General features: G+C 50.5%; 17 protein-coding genes. 10 read left to right on the top strand and 7 right to left on the bottom strand.

Features of this window, described 5'->3' with window-relative positions:
• Positions 1-36: 36 nt before the first annotated feature.
• The 6 genes from D0B88_RS02070 to D0B88_RS02045 are packed head-to-tail and all read left to right on the top strand — an operon-like array spanning position 37 to position 5,186.
• Positions 37-819, top strand: a complete 783-nt coding sequence (locus D0B88_RS02070) for a DUF3450 domain-containing protein (RefSeq protein ID WP_151054654.1) — start codon at positions 37-39, stop codon at positions 817-819.
• Positions 816-2,183, top strand: coding sequence for a MotA/TolQ/ExbB proton channel family protein (locus D0B88_RS02065; RefSeq protein WP_007639789.1), 1,368 nt, complete (start codon positions 816-818; stop codon positions 2,181-2,183). The genes D0B88_RS02070 and D0B88_RS02065 overlap by 4 nt, the downstream gene beginning before the upstream one ends.
• A 10-nt stretch (positions 2,184-2,193) precedes the next feature.
• Positions 2,194-2,721 (top strand): MotA/TolQ/ExbB proton channel family protein, encoded by a 528-nt coding sequence (locus D0B88_RS02060; RefSeq protein WP_007639790.1) that lies wholly within the window; start codon positions 2,194-2,196, stop codon positions 2,719-2,721.
• 39 nt (positions 2,722-2,760) lie between these two features.
• Positions 2,761-3,165 carry a biopolymer transporter ExbD gene (locus D0B88_RS02055; RefSeq protein WP_040391150.1) on the top strand — a complete coding sequence of 135 codons (405 nt, stop codon included), beginning with the start codon at positions 2,761-2,763 and terminating at the stop codon, positions 3,163-3,165.
• 6 nt (positions 3,166-3,171) lie between these two features.
• Positions 3,172-3,798 carry an energy transducer TonB gene (locus D0B88_RS02050; RefSeq protein ID WP_007639798.1) on the top strand — a complete coding sequence of 209 codons (627 nt, stop codon included), beginning with the start codon at positions 3,172-3,174 and terminating at the stop codon, positions 3,796-3,798.
• A gap of 11 nt (positions 3,799-3,809) precedes the next feature.
• Positions 3,810-5,186 carry a lipopolysaccharide assembly protein LapB gene (locus tag D0B88_RS02045; protein ID WP_151054652.1) on the top strand — a complete coding sequence of 459 codons (1,377 nt, stop codon included), beginning with the start codon at positions 3,810-3,812 and terminating at the stop codon, positions 5,184-5,186.
• A 134-nt stretch (positions 5,187-5,320) separates the two neighbouring features.
• Here D0B88_RS02045 and ilvD read toward each other — a convergent pair whose 3' ends face one another.
• From ilvD to D0B88_RS02020, 5 genes are all read right to left on the bottom strand, one after another.
• A complete protein-coding gene (ilvD, locus tag D0B88_RS02040) occupies positions 5,321-7,165 on the bottom strand; it encodes a dihydroxy-acid dehydratase (protein WP_151054650.1) in 1,845 nt (614 codons plus the stop codon).
• A 169-nt stretch (positions 7,166-7,334) separates the two neighbouring features.
• The gene (gene argA, locus D0B88_RS02035; RefSeq protein WP_151054648.1) at positions 7,335-8,648 is read right to left on the bottom strand and encodes an amino-acid N-acetyltransferase; all 1,314 of its coding nucleotides are present in this window, start codon (positions 8,646-8,648) and stop codon (positions 7,335-7,337) included.
• Positions 8,649-8,689: 41 nt separating this feature from the next.
• Positions 8,690-9,844: an acetylornithine deacetylase gene (argE, locus tag D0B88_RS02030; protein ID WP_151054646.1), complete on the bottom strand. Its 1,155-nt coding sequence runs from the start codon at positions 9,842-9,844 to the stop codon at positions 8,690-8,692.
• A 132-nt stretch (positions 9,845-9,976) separates the two neighbouring features.
• Positions 9,977-11,251 (bottom strand): inorganic phosphate transporter, encoded by a 1,275-nt coding sequence (locus D0B88_RS02025; RefSeq protein ID WP_007639810.1) that lies wholly within the window; start codon positions 11,249-11,251, stop codon positions 9,977-9,979.
• A gap of 23 nt (positions 11,252-11,274) precedes the next feature.
• The gene (locus D0B88_RS02020) at positions 11,275-11,952 is read right to left on the bottom strand and encodes a TIGR00153 family protein (RefSeq protein WP_007639812.1); all 678 of its coding nucleotides are present in this window, start codon (positions 11,950-11,952) and stop codon (positions 11,275-11,277) included.
• 288 nt (positions 11,953-12,240) lie between these two features.
• Between D0B88_RS02020 and D0B88_RS02015 the strand changes: the two genes are divergently transcribed.
• A complete protein-coding gene (locus D0B88_RS02015; RefSeq protein WP_151054644.1) occupies positions 12,241-14,004 on the top strand; it encodes a GspE/PulE family protein in 1,764 nt (587 codons plus the stop codon).
• Between the two features lie 76 nt (positions 14,005-14,080).
• On the opposite strand, the gene D0B88_RS02010 is transcribed toward D0B88_RS02015, so the two are convergent.
• Together D0B88_RS02010 and D0B88_RS02005 are read right to left on the bottom strand one after the other, a co-directional pair.
• Positions 14,081-14,863, bottom strand: coding sequence for a sulfite exporter TauE/SafE family protein (locus D0B88_RS02010; RefSeq protein ID WP_007639816.1), 783 nt, complete (start codon positions 14,861-14,863; stop codon positions 14,081-14,083).
• A 270-nt stretch (positions 14,864-15,133) separates the two neighbouring features.
• Positions 15,134-15,670: a glycine zipper 2TM domain-containing protein gene (locus D0B88_RS02005; protein WP_007639817.1), complete on the bottom strand. Its 537-nt coding sequence runs from the start codon at positions 15,668-15,670 to the stop codon at positions 15,134-15,136.
• Positions 15,671-15,985: 315 nt separating this feature from the next.
• Here D0B88_RS02005 and glnE point away from each other — a divergent pair, with 315 nt between their 5' ends.
• The 3 genes from glnE (at position 15,986) to waaF (ending at position 21,232) form a co-directional block, all read left to right on the top strand.
• Positions 15,986-18,970 (top strand): bifunctional [glutamate--ammonia ligase]-adenylyl-L-tyrosine phosphorylase/[glutamate--ammonia-ligase] adenylyltransferase, encoded by a 2,985-nt coding sequence (gene glnE / locus D0B88_RS02000; RefSeq protein ID WP_151054642.1) that lies wholly within the window; start codon positions 15,986-15,988, stop codon positions 18,968-18,970.
• 87 nt (positions 18,971-19,057) lie between these two features.
• Positions 19,058-19,987, top strand: a complete 930-nt coding sequence (locus D0B88_RS01995; RefSeq protein ID WP_151054640.1) for a branched-chain amino acid transaminase — start codon at positions 19,058-19,060, stop codon at positions 19,985-19,987.
• Positions 19,988-20,116: 129 nt separating this feature from the next.
• Positions 20,117-21,232 (top strand): lipopolysaccharide heptosyltransferase II, encoded by a 1,116-nt coding sequence (gene waaF, locus D0B88_RS01990; RefSeq protein ID WP_151054638.1) that lies wholly within the window; start codon positions 20,117-20,119, stop codon positions 21,230-21,232.
• Positions 21,233-21,245 lie beyond the last annotated feature (13 nt).

The raw sequence follows: 21,245 nt of genomic DNA, 5'->3' as shown, positions 1-21,245 counted from the left end.
CAAACTCACTTGATTGAACACCCAGTTGGGGGGATTATGAAAAAGCAGCGATTGAAAGCGGTGGCAATGACCACGATGCTTTCTGCCGGCGCGCTAATGGGTAGCGTAGCCATGGCAGATCAAACTCTGGATGCCGTACTTAAGGCGGGTCAAGCCAAAACTACTTTGGCGCAAGACTCCCAGAAGCGCATCGACAGATTGGCTCAGGAAACTGACGATCTGACACAAGAATTCAAACAACAGAATAAGTTGATTGACGATCTTCGTGTGTTTAACACCCAAATGGAAAAACAAGTTGCCAAGCAGCTGGTTGTTGTTCAAGAGCTTGAGCAGTCAATTGAGAAAGTGACTGTTATTGAGCGTCAGATTCAGCCTCTGGTCTTCCGCATGCTGGATAGTTTGGAGCAATTTGTAAGTCTCGATAAGCCCTTCCAAGTAGAAGAGCGTAAAGAGCGTATTACTATGCTGCGGGCGAATCAGGATCGTGCTGACATCTCTGTTTCCGAAAAATTCCGTCAGGTGTTGGAAGCCTATAAGATTGAATCTGCATATGGCAGCACAATCGAAGCTTACAAAGGTACTCTGCCTATTGATGGACAAGATCGTGAAGTAAACATTCTTCGTGTTGGTCGCATTTCATTGATGTACCAAACAACTGATGCCAAGCAGTGCGGTACTTGGGATGCTTCTCAAGGTCAGTGGGTTTCTCTTGATGGTTCATACAATTCTTCCATTCTCAAGGGGCTCCGCATCGCGCGCAATCAAGCATCCAAAGATATCATGACCATGACCGTTCAAGCGCCGGAGGCAGCACAATGAAAATGAAGTTTGTAAAAAGCTGCTTGATGCTTGCTGTTGCTGGTCTTCTTGGCAGTTCATTCGCTGTTGCACAAGAAAAGGCTCAGACTTTAGACCAGTTATTGGATATGGTTAAGAAGTCTCAAATCAGTGAGTCTGCAGAGCATAAGCAACGTGAAGCAGAATTCGCTCGTGACAAAGCTAATCAGGCCAACTTGCTTGCCCAAGCAAAAGCAACTCGTCAAGCGGAAGAAGCTCGTTCTGCTGCGCTCGAGAAAAAATATCAAGAACAAGATATTTTGGTAGCCGCAAAAAAGACTCAATTGAATGAGCGTTTGGGTTCTATGAAAGAACTCTTTGGCCATTTGACGTCTACAGCCGGTGACCTCCGGGCAACACTGGAAACTTCAATAGTAAGTGCGCAGTACCCTAACCGTGGCGAGTTCCTCGATACATTAATCGAGAAAATGAACAGCAATACTCAATTACCAGATATCGAGGAAATTGAGCGCTTGTGGTACGAAGTGCAAAGAGAAATGGTTGAGACTGGTCGTGTTGTGAAATTCAACTCAACAGTTATTAAACCAAGTGGTGAGCAAGCACAACAAGAAGTTGTTCGTGTTGGTGTTTATAACCTGGTTTCTAACGGCATGTACCTGACATTTGACGGTTCTAAGATACAAGAGCTGCCTCGTCAACCAGTTGATCATTTGGCAGGTGCAAAAGCACTGCAAGACTCGACTTCAGGAATTGTTGACTTTGGTGTGGATCCAACAGGTCCTGCTGGTGGTCAACTTCTGACGGCTTTGATTGATACTCCTACTTTCCTTGAGCGTGTTGATCAGGGTGGTGAGGTTGGATATGTAATTGTTGCGGTAGGTTTCATTGGTGTTTTCCTTGGTTTGTGGCGGATGCTAGTTTTGTTCGCAATGACCTCAAAGGTGAAGGCGCAATTGAAGTCAGATAAGCCCAACTCTAACAATCCTCTGGGTCGTGTGTTGAAGGTTGCAGAAGAAAATAAGAATGTTGATACCGAAACCTTGGAACTGAAGCTTGAAGAGGCTGTTCTTAAAGAGCGTCCATCAATTGAAAGTGGTCTGGCCGTATTGAAGATCATCGCAGCTGTAGCACCTCTCTTAGGGCTCTTGGGTACTGTTACCGGTATGATCGAAACCTTCCAGGCTATCACTATCTTCGGTGCTGGTGATCCTAAAAACATGGCCGGTGGTATCTCGGCAGCGTTGGTTACTACTGTTCAAGGTCTTGTGGTTGCAATCCCGGTTGTGTTGATGCACACCTTGGTTAACGGTCGCGCTAAAGCAGTTATTCAAGTGTTAGATGAACAAACTACCGGCATTATTGCTGAAAACTCTGAGCGTAAGTAGGAGATAACACATGCAGGCTTTAACGGACGCTTTTGCAGCCATTGGAGCCTTTATGGATCAGGGCGGCCCTTTGATGTATTACATCGCCGCCCTTACCTTTGCAATGTGGACTCTCGTTTTTGAGCGTGTGGTCTACTTTAAAGGTGGTCTAAAAGGTGAAGTCCAACAGGCTCTGAATAGTTGGGAGCAGCGTAAAGAGCGAAAGTCATGGAATGCACATCAAATTCGTGCAGCTATGGTTTCGCGTATGTCAGCAAAAATTAACAAAAACTTGGACATGATCACTACATTAATTGCTCTCTGCCCCCTTATGGGGTTGCTGGGAACTGTTACCGGTATGATTGAAGTGTTTAGTGTTCTGTCTCTGACTGGTGGTGGTGATGCCAAGTCAATGGCGGGTGGGGTATCGAAAGCAACAATTCCTACAATGGCTGGCATGGTTGCAGCTCTATCTGGATTGTTTGTAAATACATATCTTTCTCGAATTGCTGAGCGTGAAGATCGCTTGTTTGCTGACCATTTGACAATGGATCACTAAGTGATGCCGCAGTATTAACCTGTAATTAAGAGATGTCTCATGAGCAGGAACAACGCAAAACCTGAAGAAGAACCGCAGGCAATCGACCTCACGCCTATGCTTGATGTTGTATTTATTATGCTGATTTTCTTCATAGTTACGGCAACGTTCATTAAAGAAGCTGGCAAAGAGGTTGTGAGACCTGATGCGGTTACTGGTGATTCGAAGCCTAATGCTAGTATTCTGATTGCTATTGGTGATGACAATGAAATTTGGATTGATAAGAAGCAAGTTGATCCACGTAGCGTTGTTAAAGTGATTGAGCGTATGCGCGCAGACAATCCCAATGGTTCAGTTTCAATTCAAGCAGATACTAAAGCTCGTATTGAATTCGTATTGGAGGTCGCTAATGCTGCGCGTGAAGCTGGCATTACCGATGTGTCTGTCTCTACTGAAGAGAAATAGATTGCTATGAACTTCGCAAAAGTAGGTATAGCAGGGCTGTTGGGGGTGGTTACCACCTTCTTGCTCTTATTTTTGATGTATCAGTTAGTGAATAATGATTTAGGCGAAGTTGCGCAGAAAAAGTCTGTGAAAATTCCTGATATCAACATGCCTGATACAAAAATTGAGACTCGTTTTGAGGATGCTAAACCAGAGAAACCAGAAGCCCCTGAAACTCCTCCAGATCTTCCGGAGCCAGAGTTTGAAGCGCCTAATGTGTCTGGTGAAGCATTGAATATGAGTGCTCCTATTGCTAAAGCAGGCATTGATGTTGGTGCTGGTTCATTGGCTTTTAGTGAGGGTGAATATTTACCTATCGTTAAAGTGCCGCCAGAGTATCCAAGTACTGCGTTGTCGCGTGGTATTGAAGGCTTTTGTACGGTTGTGTATACCGTTACAGAAACTGGTGCTACTCGCGATCCAGAGCCTATTGCTGATCAATGCGTCACCAAAGAGGGCAAGCCGACAACAGTATTTAACCGCGCGTCTGTTCGTGCAGCGCTCAAGTTTAAATACAAGCCAAAAGTTGTGGACGGCAAGCCAGTCGAAGTGCCTGGTGTGAAGAACCGCTTCACTTACACTATGCAGAAATAAGGGGTAATGAAATGAGACAAGTATTTCCTGCCGTTTCAATTGCTCTTGGCAAAACTTTGCTAGTTACCGCCGTTGCTATTTCGCCAATTTTTGTGAATAGCGCTGTGAATGTTTTTGCTCCCGGCGTTATTGAAATCGGAGTTGTACACGCACAGGTTAAAGCGAAGAATAAATACGCTTCGGCGGAGCAACGCAAATTCCCCAATGTTAGCGAATCTTTCGGCAAAAAAATTACCGAGGCTGCAAACTTCCTTCAACCGCAAGACGAATCTGTAAAGCCCGATCCACGCAAGGCTATGCAATTGTTGAATGAAATGGCTGCTAACTCAGCTAAGGCGAATGCGTATGAGCTGGTGTTGCTTAATCAGTATACTGGTTATGCTCATCTTGGGGCCGAGAACTATACTAAGGCTATCGAAAGCTTCAATAAAATGCTTGCTCAATCGCCTAACATGCCATTAGCAACCGAGGCGTCCACCATTCGTATTGTTGGGCAACTTTATTCCCAGCTGGATAATCCAAAGAAAGCATTAGAAACATTGCTTAAGTGGACTGACTATGCTGAATCCTTGAAGCCAGAAGACTCGTACATGTTTTCTACGCTTTATTATCAGCTTGAAGATAATAATAATGCGCTATTAAATATTAACGAGGCTGTTAGGGCGCAGGAGGCAGCTGGTAAGGTTCCTGCTGAATCTTGGTATATTCTTCAGCGTGGATTGTATTTTGATAAAGAAGATTACAAGAGCGGCTTGGTTGTTCTTGAAAAACTTATCAAACACTATCCAAAGGCGCAGTACTGGAAGCAGCTATCGCAAGTTTATCGCATGATGGATCGCACTAACGATGCACTCTACGCACTTGAAACTTGTTATTTAATGGATGGATTGACTACTGAAAAAGATCTTATCAATTTGGCATATTCATTTTTAGAAGCGGAAGTCCCTTATAAGGCCGTTAAGGTTTTGAAAAAAGGTATTTACACTGATAAAAATGTTGAGCCTACTGCTAAGAATCTGAAGTTGCTTGCAGATGCATATCGCTTGTCGCAAAACGCCAAAGAATCTTTGGTCGAGTATGAAAAAGCAGCACAGAAGTCAACCGATGGAGAAATGATCATTGGCTTGGCGCAAGCTTATCTTGCCAATGATAAGTTCAAAGAGGCTTCTAAGTGGGGCCGCGATGCTCTGAAAAAAGGTGGTATTAAGCGTGTCGACCATGCGAATATCACTGTTGCCCAAGCGGAGTTTGAGCTGAAAAACTTTGATGAAGCTATCAAGTTTTTTAAAGAGGCGGCAAAAGATGCGCGCAGTTCCAAGCTCGCCAATCAATGGGTTACTTTCTCTGAGCGTGAACAAGCTAGATTGAAAGCGTTGGCACAGCAATAATCCTTGTTGCGTTAATAAGCAGACAATAAAAAAGCCAGCTAATGCTGGCTTTTTTATTGTCGCTAAATTGTCAAAGTGTTGCTAATAACTGCTCGTGCATTTTGTAGCTGCACAAGCAGTTATTAATGCTCCCTTTAATCCAGTTTACTCAAATCACGCACCGCGCCTTTGTCGGCACTGGTTGCCAGCATGGCGTAGGCTTTTAGCGAGGCGGAGACTTTGCGTGGACGAATTTCAGTTGGTTTCCACGCAAGGGAGCCTTTAGCATTTTCTGCTGCGCGACGTGTTTCCAGCTCTGCGTCAGTCAAGACAACATTAATGCTACGGTTGGGAATATCGATGCGAATGATATCTCCAGTCTGAACCAGGCCGATCGCACCGCCTGCAGCGGCTTCAGGGGATACATGGCCAATGGATAAGCCTGAAGTCCCGCCGGAGAAGCGGCCATCAGTCAGCAGTGCGCAAGCTTTCCCCAGACCTTTCGATTTTAGATAGCTAGTGGGGTAAAGCATTTCTTGCATGCCTGGGCCACCTTTGGGGCCTTCATAGCGAATCACCACTACATCTCCAGCTTTTACCTTGCCATCTAAAATGTCGGCTACTGCTTTGTCCTGGCTTTCTACGACATAGGCTTTACCTTCAAATACCCAGCAGCTTTCATCTACACCTGAGGTTTTTACTACGCAGCCGTCAATAGCGATATTGCCTTTAAGAACGGCCAAGCCACCTTCTTTGCTGTAGGCGTGCTCGACGGAGCGGATGCAGCCTTCAGCGCGATCACCATCGAGTGTTGGCCAGCGCGTGGCTTGGCTAAAGGCAACTTGAGTTGGGATGCCTGCCGGGCCCGCCTTATAAAAAGTTGCTACCGTTTCAGAGGAGGTACTTATGATGTCCCATTTATCCAATGCTTCTTGAAAGGTTTGGCTATGTACGGTTGGCAGTTTGTTGTGGAATAGGCCACCGCGATTTAGCTCCGCCAGAATGCCCATCACGCCACCTGCCCGATGGACATCTTCCATGTGATACTTTGGGGTATTGGGGGCGACTTTGCACAGTTGTGGTACTTTCCGGCTCATGCGATCCACATCAAACATGGTGAAGGGCACGTTTCCTTCTTGTGCGGCGGCGAGCAAATGCAAAATGGTGTTGGTGGAGCCGCCCATTGCGATATCCAATGCCATAGCATTCTCAAAAGCTTCAAAGCTGGCAATCGAGCGTGGTAATACGCTGTAATCATCTTGTTCATAGTAGCGTTTGGTTATTTCTACAATGCGACGACCGGCCTCGAGGAAAAGTTGTTCGCGATCGGCGTGAGTGGCCAGCAGCGAGCCGTTGCCGGGTAAGCTTAAGCCGAGCGCTTCAGTCAGGCAGTTCATTGAGTTGGCGGTAAACATGCCTGAGCAGGAGCCACAAGTCGGGCAGGCAGAGCGTTCGTAGTCATTCACTTTTTCGTCGCTAGCTTGATCATCAGCAGCGATAACCATGGCATCGACCAGATCAAGTTTGTGCTCAGAGAGTTTGGTTTTACCTGCTTCCATTGGCCCACCCGATACAAAAATTACCGGGATATTCAAGCGCATGGCCGCCATCAGCATGCCGGGGGTAATTTTGTCGCAGTTGGAGATGCAGACAATCGCGTCGGCGCAATGGGCATTGACCATATACTCAACCGAGTCGGCGATGATGTCGCGGCTGGGCAGGCTGTAGAGCATGCCGTCGTGGCCCATTGCGATACCATCGTCCACTGCGATGGTGTTGAATTCTTTCGCTACACCACCTGCTTTTTCTATTTCGCGAGCAACTAGCTGACCGAGATCTTTTAAATGCACATGGCCGGGCACGAATTGAGTAAAGGAGTTGGCTATGGCAATAATGGGTTTGTCAAAGTCTCCATCCTTCATGCCGGTGGCGCGCCAGAGTGCGCGAGCACCGGCCATGTTGCGGCCAGAGGTGGTGGTTTTGGAGCGATAAATAGGCATAGCAGATGACCTCGTGGAGCTGTTGCGGGCAGTTAACAGCGGTGACATTCGAGTTACAGAAAAGAGCAAAAGCATAGCAGAAATCACCCGCTATCGGCAGGTAGATCTTGCGCGCTGAGTGCTCGGATTTGTGGATTGGTGTGTGTCCGGCCCCGAAGAGCCGGCCGGGCTAGAGTGTTTTGATGAAAATCTTGGAATTGCGTTGGTAGTTATAAAGCTGCTGCCGCCGCATTGGCAGATCCTCGAGTTTGCCCTGCACAAAACCTTGCTCGATAAACCAATGGGCGGTTTGGGTTGTGAGCAAAAATAGCTGTTTGATGTGCAATTTGCGCGCTTGTATTTCCATCTGTTGCAGTAGTGTCGAGGCCCGCCCTCCGTTGCGATATTCAGGGTGGGTGGCTACGCAGGATAGTTCGGCCATATCGCCATAGGGGTAGAGCGCGGCACACGCGATGATAGTGCCGTCTTTATCCATAACATGAAATTGGCCGATTTCCGTCTCCAGTAATTCACGGGAGCGCCGCACTAAAATACCTTGTTCTTCAAGGGGGCGAATCAGCTCCAATATGCCTGCAACATCATCAATACTGGCGATGCGCAGCTGTTCGTACTGACCGGAATAGATCATGGTTCCCAATCCATCGCGGGTGAAGAGTTCAGTCAGTAGTGCGCCATCGGTTTCATAGCTGATTAATTGCGCGCGCTGCACACCTTGCAGGCAGCTGTGGTAACAGGCGCTCACCGCCTGATACAGGTCGGTGCCGATGGTTTCCCCTTGGCTAGTCAAGTAGTCCTTGCACTCTGGCAGCGACAGTTGACGAATGAGATTGCCCTCGCTATCGCTTAGCCCATTGCCTGCAGTAAATGCCAATAACTTGTCGGCTTTGATGGCGCTGGCGACATGGGTAGCGACATCACTGAATGACAGGTTGAAAATCTCACCTGTGGGTGAATAGGCCAGTGGCGACAACAGAACTACAGCTCCGGAATCCAGTGCTGCGTTAAGTGATTTGGTGTGTACTTTGCGCACTTTACCCGTGTGTTGCAGGTCGACACCCTCGATAACGCCGTGGGGCATGGCAACCACAAAATTGCCGCTGATAACTTGCATATCGGCATCCTGCATTGGCGAGTTAGGCAGGCTGGTTGAAAGTGCCGCTTCGACAATTGTCCGTGCCTCGCCAATCGCTTGGATAACCAGACTCAAGTTGTCGCTGTCGGTGATGCGCAAACCTTTGTGGAATTGGCTCTGGCTGCCGGCAAGTTGCAGGCGCGCATCAATCTGCGGGCGGGCGCCATGAACTAATACCAGGCGCACATCCAGGCTACAAAGCAGGGCGATGTCATGCACTATATTGTGAAAATTAGTGTGCGTAATGGCCTCGCCTGGCAGCATCAACACGAAGGTTTTGTCGCTGTGTCTATTGATGTAGGGCGTGGAGTGGCGAAACCACTTGACGTAATCCTGGGTGTTTGCGGGCACTGTGATTCTCTTTCTTAAAGTGATCAGTTAATTGTCAGTTGTTACAAGCAAAAGCGCTCTATTAAGCCACGAACCAGTTTTACGGCCGGTTCGATTTGATTAAGTGGTATGAACTCGTCGGGTTGATGGGCCTGGTTGATAGAGCCGGGGCCCAATACGACGGTTTGCATTCCCAGTTGCTGCATAAACGGCGCCTCAGTGGCAAAGGCAACACTATCGCTGGCATTGCCGGTGAGCTCGGCACAGGTCTTTATCAACAGGCTCTGTTCATCTTCGCCAAATGGATCGACGCCCTCAAATAATGAGGAGAACACTATATCGGTTCCGCTCGATTCGGCGATAGGGGTGAGACGCTGTTGTATAGCGGCGCGCAGCTCGTTGTTATCCATGCCCGGTAACAGGCGTAAATCAAAATGCAATTCGCACTCACCGCAAATGCGATTGGCGCCATCGCCACCGTGAATACAACCTAGATTCAAGGTGGGTGTTTGCACAGCAAACGCGGGGTTGCGATATTTGGTTTGCAGCTCCTGCCGCAGGCTTAGCAGCTCGTTCATTACCTGATTCATCGCCTCCAGCGCGTTGTTGCCAAGCGCCGGGTTTGATGAATGGCCGCTCTGGCCGCGCACTCGCACGGCTTCCATCATGATTCCCTTGTGGGCGCGGATGGGGATGAGATTAGTGGGTTCGCCAATAACGGCATAGCGGGGCGAGAGACCACCGAGCCCCTGTTGTGCCAATGCGCGGGCGCCACTCATGCTGCTCTCTTCATCCGCCGTTGCTAGCACAATAAGCGGGTGTTTGAAGTGGTGCGCAAGATAGGGTTCTACTGCAGCCATTATGACCGGGAAAAATCCTTTCATATCGGTGGCGCCAAGGCCATAAAGCTTGCCGTCTTTCTCGGTGAGCTGAAATGGATCAGTCTGCCAGCGATTGGCATCGTAGGGCACTGTATCGCTGTGACCTGCCAAGACGAGGCCACCATCGCCCTGGCCTAGCGTTGCGATTAGATTAGCTTTACCCGCTTGGGTGAGCGGCATAATACGGGTATTAAAACCCAGTGCGGAAAAGTCATTGGCAAGTTGGTCAATCACGCCCTGATTGGACATATCCCACTGTTCAATGGCGCAGCTCACCGAAGGCAGGGCGACAAGCCTGTGCAGACGATGTTGATAGCGTTTAAGGTCGACGGTCATGATCCTGCTCGCAGAAAAACATTCGGGGTGTTATCGATGATTGCGCCTGAAAATGCAAGCTTGTGGAAAACACCAGGCAATAAAAAACCCGAGCTGGTTTCCCTGCTCGGGTTTTTTGGGGTGGAATGAGACTTAACTGAACACGCCTTTTAGGAAGTAGAAAAACAGAATCGACAGGCCTGCTCCGGCGGGTAAGGTAATAACCCAAGAGGCGAAGATACCGCCTATGACCCGTAAATTTAATGCTCCTATCCCGCGCGCCAAACCTACCCCCAGCACCGCACCCACCAGAGTGTGAGTGGTAGAAATGGGCAGGCCGAGGCCGGATGCAATGACTACGGTGGCGGCTGCCGACATTTCGGCGGCGAAACCACGGCTGGGGGTGAGTTCGGTAATCTTTTTACCAATGGTTTGCATTACCTTGTAGCCATAGGTTGCCAGGCCAACAACAATACCAACGCCACCCAATAACAGAACCCATGGGGCGACGGCGGCTTTGGCGCCCACCTCACCCGATTGAACAACACTGATTACCGCTGCCATAGGGCCCACTGCGTTGGCTACATCGTTGGAGCCGTGTGCAAATGCCATGGAACAAGCAGTGAAGATCATCAATACCCCAAACACGCGCTCTACACTGGAGAAACGGTTGTCTTTATCCGCTGTCTTGTCCTGGGTAATGCGGCTGAGAAGGTACATCCCAAAGCCTGCTACCACGAGGCCGATAATAGCCGCTATAAAGGTACTTTCCAGAAAGCTAAACGAAAGGTTGTGTGAGCTAAGTACATATTTCAGGCCTTTGAGGATGGTGACCATCGACAAAAAGAAACCTACCGCAAACATATAAATGGGTATGTAGCGTTTGGCATTGGAAAACGGATCTTCTGTGTCCAGAATCAGGAATTGCACTGAGCGGAAAATCCAGAAAGCGAGGAAGCCTGCAATAACGGGGGTAATTACCCAGCTGCCGACGATGCCCCACACCTTGCTCCACTGCACCGCATCGGCGGAAATGCCCACGGCGGCAAAACCAATGATGGCGCCGACAATCGAGTGGGTGGTGGATACCGGCCAGCCCAAAATACTGGCGATTAATAACCAGCTACCCGCTGCTAGCAGCGAGGCGAGCATGCCGAAGACAAATAAATCCGGGTGGTCGGTCATCACGTCCAGTTCAACAATCCCGCTACGGATGGTTTCTGTCACTTCACCACCAGCTAGGTAGGCCCCGGCAAACTCAAATACCATGGCAATTAAAATGGCCTGTTTCATGGTAAGCGCACGCGAGCCAACCGAGGTTCCCATTGCGTTGGATACATCATTGGCACCTATGCCCCATGCCATAAAGAGGCCAAAAGCACAGGCAAGAATAAACAGCACATGGCCGTATTCAGCAAATAAAGTCATCTTGAATTCCTCAAGGTAAAGGATTAATGCGCCAGCAGCAGTTGCAAACGGCCGCCCACATCGTGTGCGCGGTTGGCGATATCACCCACCCAGTCGATGATGTTGTACAGGAACATCACATCTACCGGGGGGAGCTGGGCTTCGAGGGCAAAGAGTGAGGTGCGCACGCCAATTTCCAATTGGTCGGCTTTCTCCTCAAGAATGTCCAATTCCTTGATCATATTTTCGACAACGGTCAGCTCGCGGCCGCTAAAACCGGTCTCGAGCAGCTCGTCCAGTTCGTTGATGGCGGTGAGCGCTTGCTCGGCTGCCGCAACACTGGCGCGCACAAATTCATTCATCTGCGGTTTCATGCTTTCGGGGATGGTCATGCGACGACCCATGATGATACCGGCGATGTCTTTGGCGCGGTTGGGAATGCGATCCTGCATAGTTAGCAGTTCGAGCAGGTCGGTGCGTGGTACCGGCAGGAACAGGCTTTTGGGCAGATGCAAGCGCAGGTGCTTTTTGATTTCGTCCGCATCGTTTTCGAATTTCACCACTTGCTGCTGAATGCTGCTGGCCAGAGGCCAGTCATTGCCGGTGACAGCTTCAAAAAAAGGTACGAGTTCGGCGGCGGCTTTAACAGCCAGCGCCATGTGCTCTTGCATGGGCTTGATGGGCGAGCGGCCAAACAGGTTCGACAAGTTTGCAAAAGGCATGGTTATCCCCTCGGGTTAAAAGTGTGCGCAGTATAAAAACATCACTCGCCAAGGTCACGCAGCTTTATTACTTATTTATGACAAAGTTGTGATGCTTTTTAGCTGAACTTTTGTTAGTGGCTGGTATTGGTTGTTAGGCATAGGTGTCTAGGTTTCGGGTGTGTTGAGCTTAGTGGTTGCTGACCAAAACGCCAGCCTGTCGCCTTGTGGGCAGACTCGCGTCAGCAGAGCCGCTACAATCAGTGCAGGTTTTTAGTCGCAGCTCTCTTATTTACAGGAATAACGTCGATGGTGCTGGATCGGGTATTGGATTTGCGCGGCTTGATCAATGATCTGGTCGTTGATGGGCGCATGTCGCAGCTGGATGCCAATATGTTGCTCGGCGCCTCACGCAGCCGCGAACAGGCGATCATGCACCCGCTGGCCTATGTCGCCACCCAAAATCTGGAAGATTTACAGCGCCCGGGCAAGATTCTGGATGGCGATACGCTCACCGAGTGGTTAGCTAACAAGGCGCGCCTGCCGTTGTTTCATATAGATCCGATGAAGATTGATGTCGCCAAGTGTACCGAGGTGATCAGTTACGCCTTTGCCAAGCGCCACGGTATTTTGTGCGTCAAAGTGGAGTCGGATCACGTCATCATCGCCTGTACCCAACCCTTTATGGCTGGTTGGGAGCCGCAGGTGGAGCATGTGGCGCGCCGCACGGTGAAACGCGTGGTGGCTAATCCCGCCGACATCGAGCGTTTTATGGTGGAGTTTTACACCTTGGCGCGCTCTGTCTCCGGCGCCAGCGGGGCGACGGCGGCCTCGGCGATTACCAACTTTGAGCAGCTGGTGGAGCTGGGCAAAGCCAGCGACCCGGATGCCAATGACCAGCATATCGTCAAGATAGTGGACTGGTTGCTGCAATACGCGTATGACCAGCGCGCCAGTGACATTCATATAGAGCCGCGCCGGGAAGTAGGGCGCATCCGCTTCCGTATCGATGGCGTTTTGCATTACGTCTACGAATTGCCCGCCAATGTGTCCACCGCTGTCACCAGCCGCTTCAAGGTGTTGGCGCGCATGGATATTGCCGAAAAGCGCAAGCCGCAAGACGGTCGCATCAAAACCCGGCGCAGCGATGGCAGTGAAATTGAATTGCGTATGTCCACCTTGCCCACCGCCTTTGGCGAAAAACTGGTGATGCGGATTTTTGACCCGGAAGTGTTGCTGCGCAGTTTTACCGACTTGGGTTTGGTGGGCGATGACTATGCGCGCTGGTACTCCATGCTTAGCCGCCCCAATGGCATCTTGTTGGTGACCGGCCCCACAGGTTCCGGTAAAACCACCACCCTTTATTCATCGCTGCGACAAGTTGCCACCGATGAGGTGAATGTCAGCACTATTGAAGACCCTATTGAAATGGTGGAGGAGCGTTTTAACCAGACGCAAGTGCACCACAAAATCGGGCTGGACTTTGCCGCCGGTATCCGCAGCCTGATGCGGCAAGACCCGGACATTATCATGGTGGGTGAGATTCGCGACCTGGAAACCGCCCAAATGGCAGTGCAAGCCGCGCTTACCGGCCACTTGGTGCTATCGACCGTGCACACCAACGATGCCCCCTCGACCGTTGCCCGATTACTGGATTTGGGCATTCCCTCTTATTTGATCAACGCGACCTTACTGGGTGTGATGGCACAGCGCTTGGTGCGCACGCTCTGCCCACATTGCAAAGAGGAGGGCAGTATCAGCGCATCGGATTGGCAGGAATTGGTTGCGCCCTGGAAAGTGAATGTGCCGGCCAAAGTCTATCGCCCGGTGGGTTGCCTCGAATGTCGCAATACCGGTTATTTGGGGCGACAAGGCCTGTACGAAATTCTGATGTTGTCTGAATCGCTCAAGGAAAAAGTTACCAGCGACTGCAACCTGCAGGAGCTGCGCAAATTGGCGATGAAGGAGGGCATGCGCACCTTGCGGTTGTCGGGCGCTCAAAAAGTCGCGGCGGGACTCACGACGATGGAAGAGGTATTGCGAGTAGCACCGCCACCGGAGAAGGCGGGTTAGGTGGTGAATATGCCCAATAAAAAATGGCGACCCGTGAGTCGCCATTTTTTTTGGTTAGCTGCAAGGTTTACGGCTATCAGAACAACAATTTGATCCCTACAAACACCAGCATAATCGCCAGCGCCGGGCGTAAATAATGGTCGGCCACGCGGTGTGCCAAGTGGCTGCCCAGGTAAATACCGGGTAGCGAACCAATCAACAGGTTTGCCAATAATCCCCAATCCACATTGCCTAAACCGGCATGCCCCATGCCCGCTACCAGCGTCAGTGGCACGGCGTGGGCGATTTCAGTTCCCACCAAACGCACGGTGGGTAGCAGTGGGTAGAGCATAAATAAAGCTACTGTGCCCAGTGCACCTGCACCGATAGAGGTGATGGTCACTACCGCGCCCAGCACCATGCCGGTAAGCACCGTCGCAATCATCTGTTCGCGGCGGCTCATGCGGGTAATCCAGGCGTCATTTTTACGGCTGTAATCAAAGATTCGGCGTTTAAACAAAATAGCGATGGCGGTGAGGATCAACGCGTAGCCAAGGGTGGTGCGAATAATGCTGTTGAGGGTGTCGGTATCGGTGTGTAAATAATGCAGTAGCCAGAGGGTCAGTGCTGCTGCAGGCAGGCTGCCCAGTGCCAGCTCGCCGGTAATCTTCCAGTCGATATTTTTTTTCTTGTGGTGGACATGAATACCGCCCGCTTTGGTGATGGCGGCGTAAAGTAAATCGGTGCCCACTGCATTGGCGGGGCTAACGCCGAAATAGAGCAGAATCGGCGTCATCAGCGAGCCGCCGCCAACACCGGTCATGCCTACAATAAATCCCACCACCAAACCGGCGATAACATAGCCAAAATGAAAATCCATACCACTCCACGTGCGCCGGCTACACCCGGTATCCGGTTAAAGGTGTCAGAAATTGAGGGTGTTTAAAAATAAACAGGGCGCGCAGGCTAACAGCCCATGGCGGAGGCGGCTAATAATCATTAGTTAGGTGCTTATAACTTTACGGATTAATCTGGGCTGATTGTGATCAATCAGTGCGTGTTTGGTTATGAAGGCGGGTGAGGGGGTGGGCAACGAAGAAGAGCGAGGTTTATAGCGTGATTTGGCTGCACATCCCTGTGCAAAAAATACCTAGCGATCTGTTTGATTCAATACTAACTGGCCATTTTCTACCGGGATACGCGAACCTGGGTCATAGTCCAAACGCAGGGAAGATTCCTTGTCTTTCAAACGGTAGGCAACGTCGTAGCCGATCACATCTTCACGGCTATCGTAGACAGTCTTGCAGCGTTTTTCCACGGTGGTGTAGGTGTCTTTTTGCTGCATATTGGCCTGCACTTTATCACCGGCGTAACCACCGGCTACCGCACCGGCCACAGTCGCCACTTTTTTGCCGTTACCACCTCCCACCTGATTACCCAGGGCACCGCCCACTACCGCCCCTATTACTTTACCGGCAATACGGTTGGTGTCCTTTACGGGTTTTTGATGAACGACGGTTTCGTCATAGCATTCTTCGCGTGGAATTTTGGTGGTTTTGGTGACTGGGACTGAGCTGAGTACTTCAGCGTATGAAGGCTCTTTTAAAAATTGGTAGCTGGCGATAGCCCCACCTGTGGTAGCCACACCCACGCCTAACAGTGTTCCGATAATCATCGATTTGTTCATTTGGTAATCTCCTGCAGTGATGCCCTCTAATCAGGGGCGATGGCGCAGTCTACGCTTTATTTGTCTTAACCAGAGCTTAATGATTCCAAACGGGTTTTTGTGGTGAGATCTGGCTGGCATTTTGACTGTGAAGCTTGTACTCAATGGCACACAAATAGGGAATCAACTAGGGCTCACTATTGCCTTGTTTTCGCTGGCTGATTGTTCCTTGAGCGGATACGGATATAGTGAAATCCCCGTGCTATAAACTGCTAGTATTCCCCCGTCTGGCCAATAATCGTGCCCCCTAATAACCGCGTTAAGAGTCCTGCGTTTATGTTGAATTTTTCCGCAATTCCCGCCGAATTACATGCTCCTGCCCAGCGCTATTGGGATCAATTTGAAGCTGCCCTTCAGAATCAGAACCTTCCGCATCCGCGCGATTTGCTGCCGCCATCCGTTACCGCTGACGAGTTTTTTCGCCAGTTGACGCGCGCGTTTGTCGCGAGTGAGTTTATTGCCAAAACATCGGCGCAGCGGCCGCAGTATTTAATTGAACTGGTGCAATCCGGTGTGCTGTTTGAGGCGCAGACGGATGCGTATCTGGAGGCGTTTGCTGCCGCAATTAATGCGTGCAATACCGATGCGGAGTTGGATAAATGTCTGCGGCAACAACGGCAGATGGCGATGATCCGGATTATCTGGCGCGACCTGAATCGTGTAGCGGATATGCGCGAGGTGACGGCAGAGTTGTCGCGCTTTGCGGATAAATCCATTTTGCTCGCGGCAGAGTTTCACTATCGCGCTCTTGAAAAAATGTACGGTACACCGATTGGGCGGGAGTCGGGTTTGGCGCAGCCGTTTATGGTGTTGGGGATGGGAAAATTGGGTGCGGGGGAATTGAATGTCTCCTCGGATATCGACCTGATTTTCACCTATCCCGAAAGTGGTGAAACCAATCACGCCAGCCGTGCGATTAGCAATCAGGAATTTTTTATCAAGCTTGGACAAAAGCTGATTAAAAGTTTGGATACGGTGACTGCCGATGGTTTTGTTTTCCGCGTGGATATGCGTTTGCGCCCGCACGGCCAGAGCGGTGCTTTGGCAATGAGCTTTGTGGGTATGGAAGATTACTACCAGACCCAAGGGCGCGAGTGGGAGCGCTACGCGATGATCAAGGCGCGCACCGTAGCGATGGCTGGCGGCGAAGGACAAATTGCTGCGCGCAAATTGCTGGGTAAAATGTTGCAGCCGTTTACCTATCGCCAATATATCGATTTCAGTGCGATTGAATCCCTGCGTGAAATGAAAGGATTAATTGCGCGGCAAGTGCAGCGCAAAGGCATGAATCTCGATGTGAAATTGGGCGAGGGAGGCATCCGCGAAGTGGAATTTGTGGTGCAGGTTTTTCAATTAATTCGCGGCGGACGCGATGCGCGTTTGCGCAAACGCAAAGTGCCGGTGCTGCTGCCATTTTTGGAACAGGAAAATTATTTGCCGCCAGGCGCGGGTTCGGCATTGCTTGAAGCCTATATTTTTCTGCGCAATACCGAGCATGCGATTCAAGGTTATCAGGATAAACAAACCCAATCGCTGCCGGTTGATCCCATCGGACAATTGCGTTTGGCCTGGGTGATGGGTTTTGAAAATTGGGACAGTTTTTTTGAAACACTCAGTCGCTATCGCCACTGCGTTAACGCCGAATTTAAAGCAGTAATTGCCGCACCGGATGAAGAGGTTTCTGTTGATCAAAAAGCGGTAAGTTTTTGGTTGGGTTTGTGGGAGGGCAGTTTGCAGGGCGAGGATGCCATTCACGCACTGGAAGCGCAGGATATTGAGGGGGCCGCCGCGTTAATTAAAAACCTTGCCGATCTGCGCGAGAGCCGCACTGTGTTATCGATGCAAGCGAGTGGGCGCACACGTCTGGATGCATTTATCCCGCGTTTACTGCTGATGCTGTTGCAGGAGGCGCAGCGCGGTAAGCTGCCGCTGACGATTGCCGAGGTTTTTGCGCGAGTAATCCCGCTGATTGAAGCGATTGCGCGTCGCAGTGCTTATTTGGTATTGCTGGTGGAAAATCCCACCGCTATTCAGCAACTGATTACGCTCTGTTCGGCGAGCCCTTGGATCGCTGACCAGCTTGCGCAATATCCCGCGCTGCTCGACGAATTGCTCACCCCGGAAAGTTTGTATGCGCCGCCCGATAAAGAGTTGCTGCGCGATGAATTGCGCCGTGATGTATTGCGGTTGAATTGGGATGATCTTGAAGGGCACATGGAAGCGCTGCGCTATTTCCGCTCGGCCCATGCGCTGCGGGTATCGGCGAGCGAGGTGACCGGTGCATTACCGCTGATGAAGGTGAGCGACTATCTGACCTGGATCGCCGAGGTAGTGCTGGAGCATGTGCTGAATTTGGGGTGGGAGCATATGGTCGAGCGCCATGGTCGCCCGTGTCGTGCGGACGGTTCGGTTGATACCGCGCCGGATTTCGTGATCGTCGGCTATGGCAAGTTGGGCGGGATTGAGCTGGGGCACGGGTCGGATCTGGATCTGGTGTTTATCCACAATGCCGATGCCAATCTCAGCACCGACGGCGAGCGCTCCATCGATAATATTACCTTTTACACCCGCCTCGGCCAGCGCATCATCCATGTGCTGAATACCTACACGCCCTCGGGCAAACTCTACGAAGTGGATATGCGCTTGCGGCCGTCCGGTAACTCGGGGCTGCTGGTGTCGTCACTCGCGGCGTTTGAGAAATATCAGGCCAATGAAGCATGGACCTGGGAGCATCAGGCCCTGGTGCGCGCACGGGTAGTCGCCGGTAGTGCAGCCCTCGGTGAGGAGTTCGAGCAGGTGCGGCAGCGCATCCTCACGCGCGAGCGGGATCTGGATAAATTGCGCGCTGATGTAAGCGACATGCGCCGCAAGATGCGCGAGCAGTTAAGCTCTGAGCCCAAAGCCAAAAATAGTGCAGTAAATGCCGCTAAAACGCCGGTTTTATTTAATTTGAAACAGGATGCGGGAGGTATCGTGGATATTGAATTTATGGTTCAATACGCGGCCTTGGCTTGGGCATCTAAAGCGCCCGGGATCATCCGGTACACGGACAACATTCGCATACTCGGATCACTGGAAGAGGCAGGTTTACTCGATGCCCAATCCGTGGCCCACCTGATCGCGGCTTACAAAGCATACCGATCCACCGGGCACCGCCTCGCGCTACAGCGTCAGGAGGCGGTATTAGAAGGCGACAATCACTTCCTGACCGAACGCGCGCAAGTCACCGCTTTGTGGCAGCAGCTAATCGATCACAACTGATTTTATCGCCCCGAACATTGAGTGCTGCGCGGCTGTGGCCGCGCCTAACAATCCCTCAAACATACATACAGAATTATTGGAGTTGCTATGTCTTTTGCCGATCGCGACGGCGTTATATGGCTTGATGGTGAACTCATTCCCTGGCGCGACGCCAAGGTTCACGTGTTAACCCACACACTGCATTACGGTATGGGCGTGTTTGAAGGCGTGCGCGCTTACAACAGCTCAACCCTGGGCACCAGTATTTTCCGTCTGCAAGAACACACCGATCGTCTGTTCCGCTCGGCGCACATCATGCGCATGAAAATGCCCTTCACTAAAGACGTGGTGAATGAAGCGCACAAAATGGTGGTGCGTGAAAATGGTTTGGCTGAAGCTTACTTGCGCCCTATGGCGTTTTACGGTTCCGAAGGCATGGGCCTGCGCGCCGACAATTTGAAAGTGCATATCATGGTTGCTGCCTGGCACTGGCCTTCGTATATGTCACCGGAAGCGCGCGATCAAGGTATCCGTATCCGCACCTCAAGCTACACTCGCCATCACGTGAATATTTCCATGTGTAAAGCGAAAGCCAACGGCCATTACATCAACTCGCTGTTAGCACTGCAAGAAGCATTAGACAGTGGTTGTGAAGAAGCGCTGTTGCTTGATGCTGAAGGTTACGTGGCAGAAGGTAGCGGCGAGAATTTCTTTTTGGTGCGCGATGGCATTATCTACACACCGGAACTGACTTCTTGTCTCGATGGCATCACCCGCAACACGATTTTCCATCTGGCGGCAGATTGCGGTTACACCATCAAAGAAAAACGCATCACACGCGATGAAGTATATGTCGCTGACGAAGCATTTTTCACTGGAACAGCCGCAGAAGTATTGCCAATCCGTGAATTGGATGGTCGTATCATCGGCGAAGGTCGCCGTGGTCCAGTTACTACCCGGTTACAGGATTTGTATTTCAAATCCGTGCGGGGCGAATTGCCCGCGCACACCAACTGGTTGGCACCGGTTGCAAAATAGCGCCACTCTAACGGAGCCGAACGGCTCCGTTATCGTTTTGGTGTTGTGTGTTAATAGTCCTGCGTTAAAGCATCTTCCGTTAGTGTTCAATGTGTAATGACTGAACTCTCGTCAATTGAATCGTCACTTATGACTGAACCCTCGTTAATTGTTGAATCGTCGTTTATGAATGAAATGGAATTTCCTGCCGAGCTGAAAAAAATCCAAAAAATTTTGGTGATTGGCCCTGCGTGGATCGGCGATATGATGATGGCGCAAACCCTGTTTAAATTGCTCAAGCTGCGCAATCCGCAAGTGCGCATTGATGTGCTTGCCTCAGGTTGGACGCGTCAGTTGTTGGCGTGTATGCCGGAAGTTTACAAGGTGATTGATATGCCGCTCGGTCACGGAACTTTTGGTTTGGGTGACCGGCGCGCATTGGGCAAGTCACTTACTGGCGAAGGTTACGAACAGGCCATCGTGTTGCCCAACTCATTTAAATCTGCCTTTATTCCTTTCTTTGCCAATATCCCAGTGCGTACCGGCTGGCGCGGTGAATTGCGTTACGGATTATTAAATGATGTGCGCGTGTTGGACAAAAAACGCTATCCATTAATGGTGCAGCGCTACGCAGCATTGGCGCTGCCAAAAAATGCAGCTCCGCTACAAGAATTTCCTTTTCCCGAATTGCATGTTAATCAATCACATCAACCACAATTATTAACAAAGTTTGCATTGCAGCTGAACCGTCCACTGTTGATACTCTGCCCCGGTGCCGAGTACGGCCCTGCCAAGCGTTGGCCTGAGCATTATTTTGCTGAAATCGCCGATGAAAAAATTCGTGCGGGATGGCAGGTGTGGTTAATGGGGTCGGCTAAAGATAATCTAGTGACTGATGCAATTCGTAATTTGCTGTTGGATGAAGAGCGGCAGCATTGTTATAACCTGGCGGGCAACACGTCGCTGGGTGAGGCGATCGAATTAATGGCCTGCGCTGATGCAGTGCTCAGTAATGATTCGGGTTTGATGCATATCGCTGCAGCGCTGCAAAAACCGTTGGCGGTGATCTATGGCTCTACCTCACCTGAGCACACACCGCCACTCTCCAATAGCGTAAGTATTATCAGCAACAAAATTGAGTGCGCACCTTGTTTTGAGCGTGAGTGTCCTAAAGTGCATCACAAATGTTTGCGCGAGTTAATGCCGCAGCAAGTGTTGGAGGCACTCAATAACTTGCTTGCCAAGCCAATTCATATCAGTCGCTAAACGGAATTTATTA

It is taken from the genome of Cellvibrio sp. KY-YJ-3, assembly GCF_008806955.1.
Lineage (GTDB): Bacteria > Pseudomonadota > Gammaproteobacteria > Pseudomonadales > Cellvibrionaceae > Cellvibrio.
Note: the sequence above shows the minus strand (reverse complement) of the source record. Positions and strands in the feature narration are given on the sequence as shown.

Coding starts and splice junctions, on each gene's coding strand:
- glnE (WP_151054642.1), top strand. CDS start 15,986: ATGTTGAATTTTTCCGCAATTCCCGCCGAATTACATGCTCCTGCCCAG.
- waaF (WP_151054638.1), top strand. CDS start 20,117: ATGACTGAACCCTCGTTAATTGTTGAATCGTCGTTTATGAATGAAATG.
- D0B88_RS02065 (WP_007639789.1), top strand. CDS start 816: ATGAAAATGAAGTTTGTAAAAAGCTGCTTGATGCTTGCTGTTGCTGGT.
- D0B88_RS02060 (WP_007639790.1), top strand. CDS start 2,194: ATGCAGGCTTTAACGGACGCTTTTGCAGCCATTGGAGCCTTTATGGAT.
- D0B88_RS01995 (WP_151054640.1), top strand. CDS start 19,058: ATGTCTTTTGCCGATCGCGACGGCGTTATATGGCTTGATGGTGAACTC.
- D0B88_RS02050 (WP_007639798.1), top strand. CDS start 3,172: ATGAACTTCGCAAAAGTAGGTATAGCAGGGCTGTTGGGGGTGGTTACC.
- D0B88_RS02055 (WP_040391150.1), top strand. CDS start 2,761: ATGAGCAGGAACAACGCAAAACCTGAAGAAGAACCGCAGGCAATCGAC.
- D0B88_RS02015 (WP_151054644.1), top strand. CDS start 12,241: ATGGTGCTGGATCGGGTATTGGATTTGCGCGGCTTGATCAATGATCTG.
- argE (WP_151054646.1), bottom strand. CDS start 9,844: ATGACCGTCGACCTTAAACGCTATCAACATCGTCTGCACAGGCTTGTC.
- D0B88_RS02045 (WP_151054652.1), top strand. CDS start 3,810: ATGAGACAAGTATTTCCTGCCGTTTCAATTGCTCTTGGCAAAACTTTG.
- D0B88_RS02025 (WP_007639810.1), bottom strand. CDS start 11,251: ATGACTTTATTTGCTGAATACGGCCATGTGCTGTTTATTCTTGCCTGT.
- ilvD (WP_151054650.1), bottom strand. CDS start 7,165: ATGCCTATTTATCGCTCCAAAACCACCACCTCTGGCCGCAACATGGCC.
- D0B88_RS02070 (WP_151054654.1), top strand. CDS start 37: ATGAAAAAGCAGCGATTGAAAGCGGTGGCAATGACCACGATGCTTTCT.
- D0B88_RS02010 (WP_007639816.1), bottom strand. CDS start 14,863: ATGGATTTTCATTTTGGCTATGTTATCGCCGGTTTGGTGGTGGGATTT.
- D0B88_RS02020 (WP_007639812.1), bottom strand. CDS start 11,952: ATGCCTTTTGCAAACTTGTCGAACCTGTTTGGCCGCTCGCCCATCAAG.
- D0B88_RS02005 (WP_007639817.1), bottom strand. CDS start 15,670: ATGAACAAATCGATGATTATCGGAACACTGTTAGGCGTGGGTGTGGCT.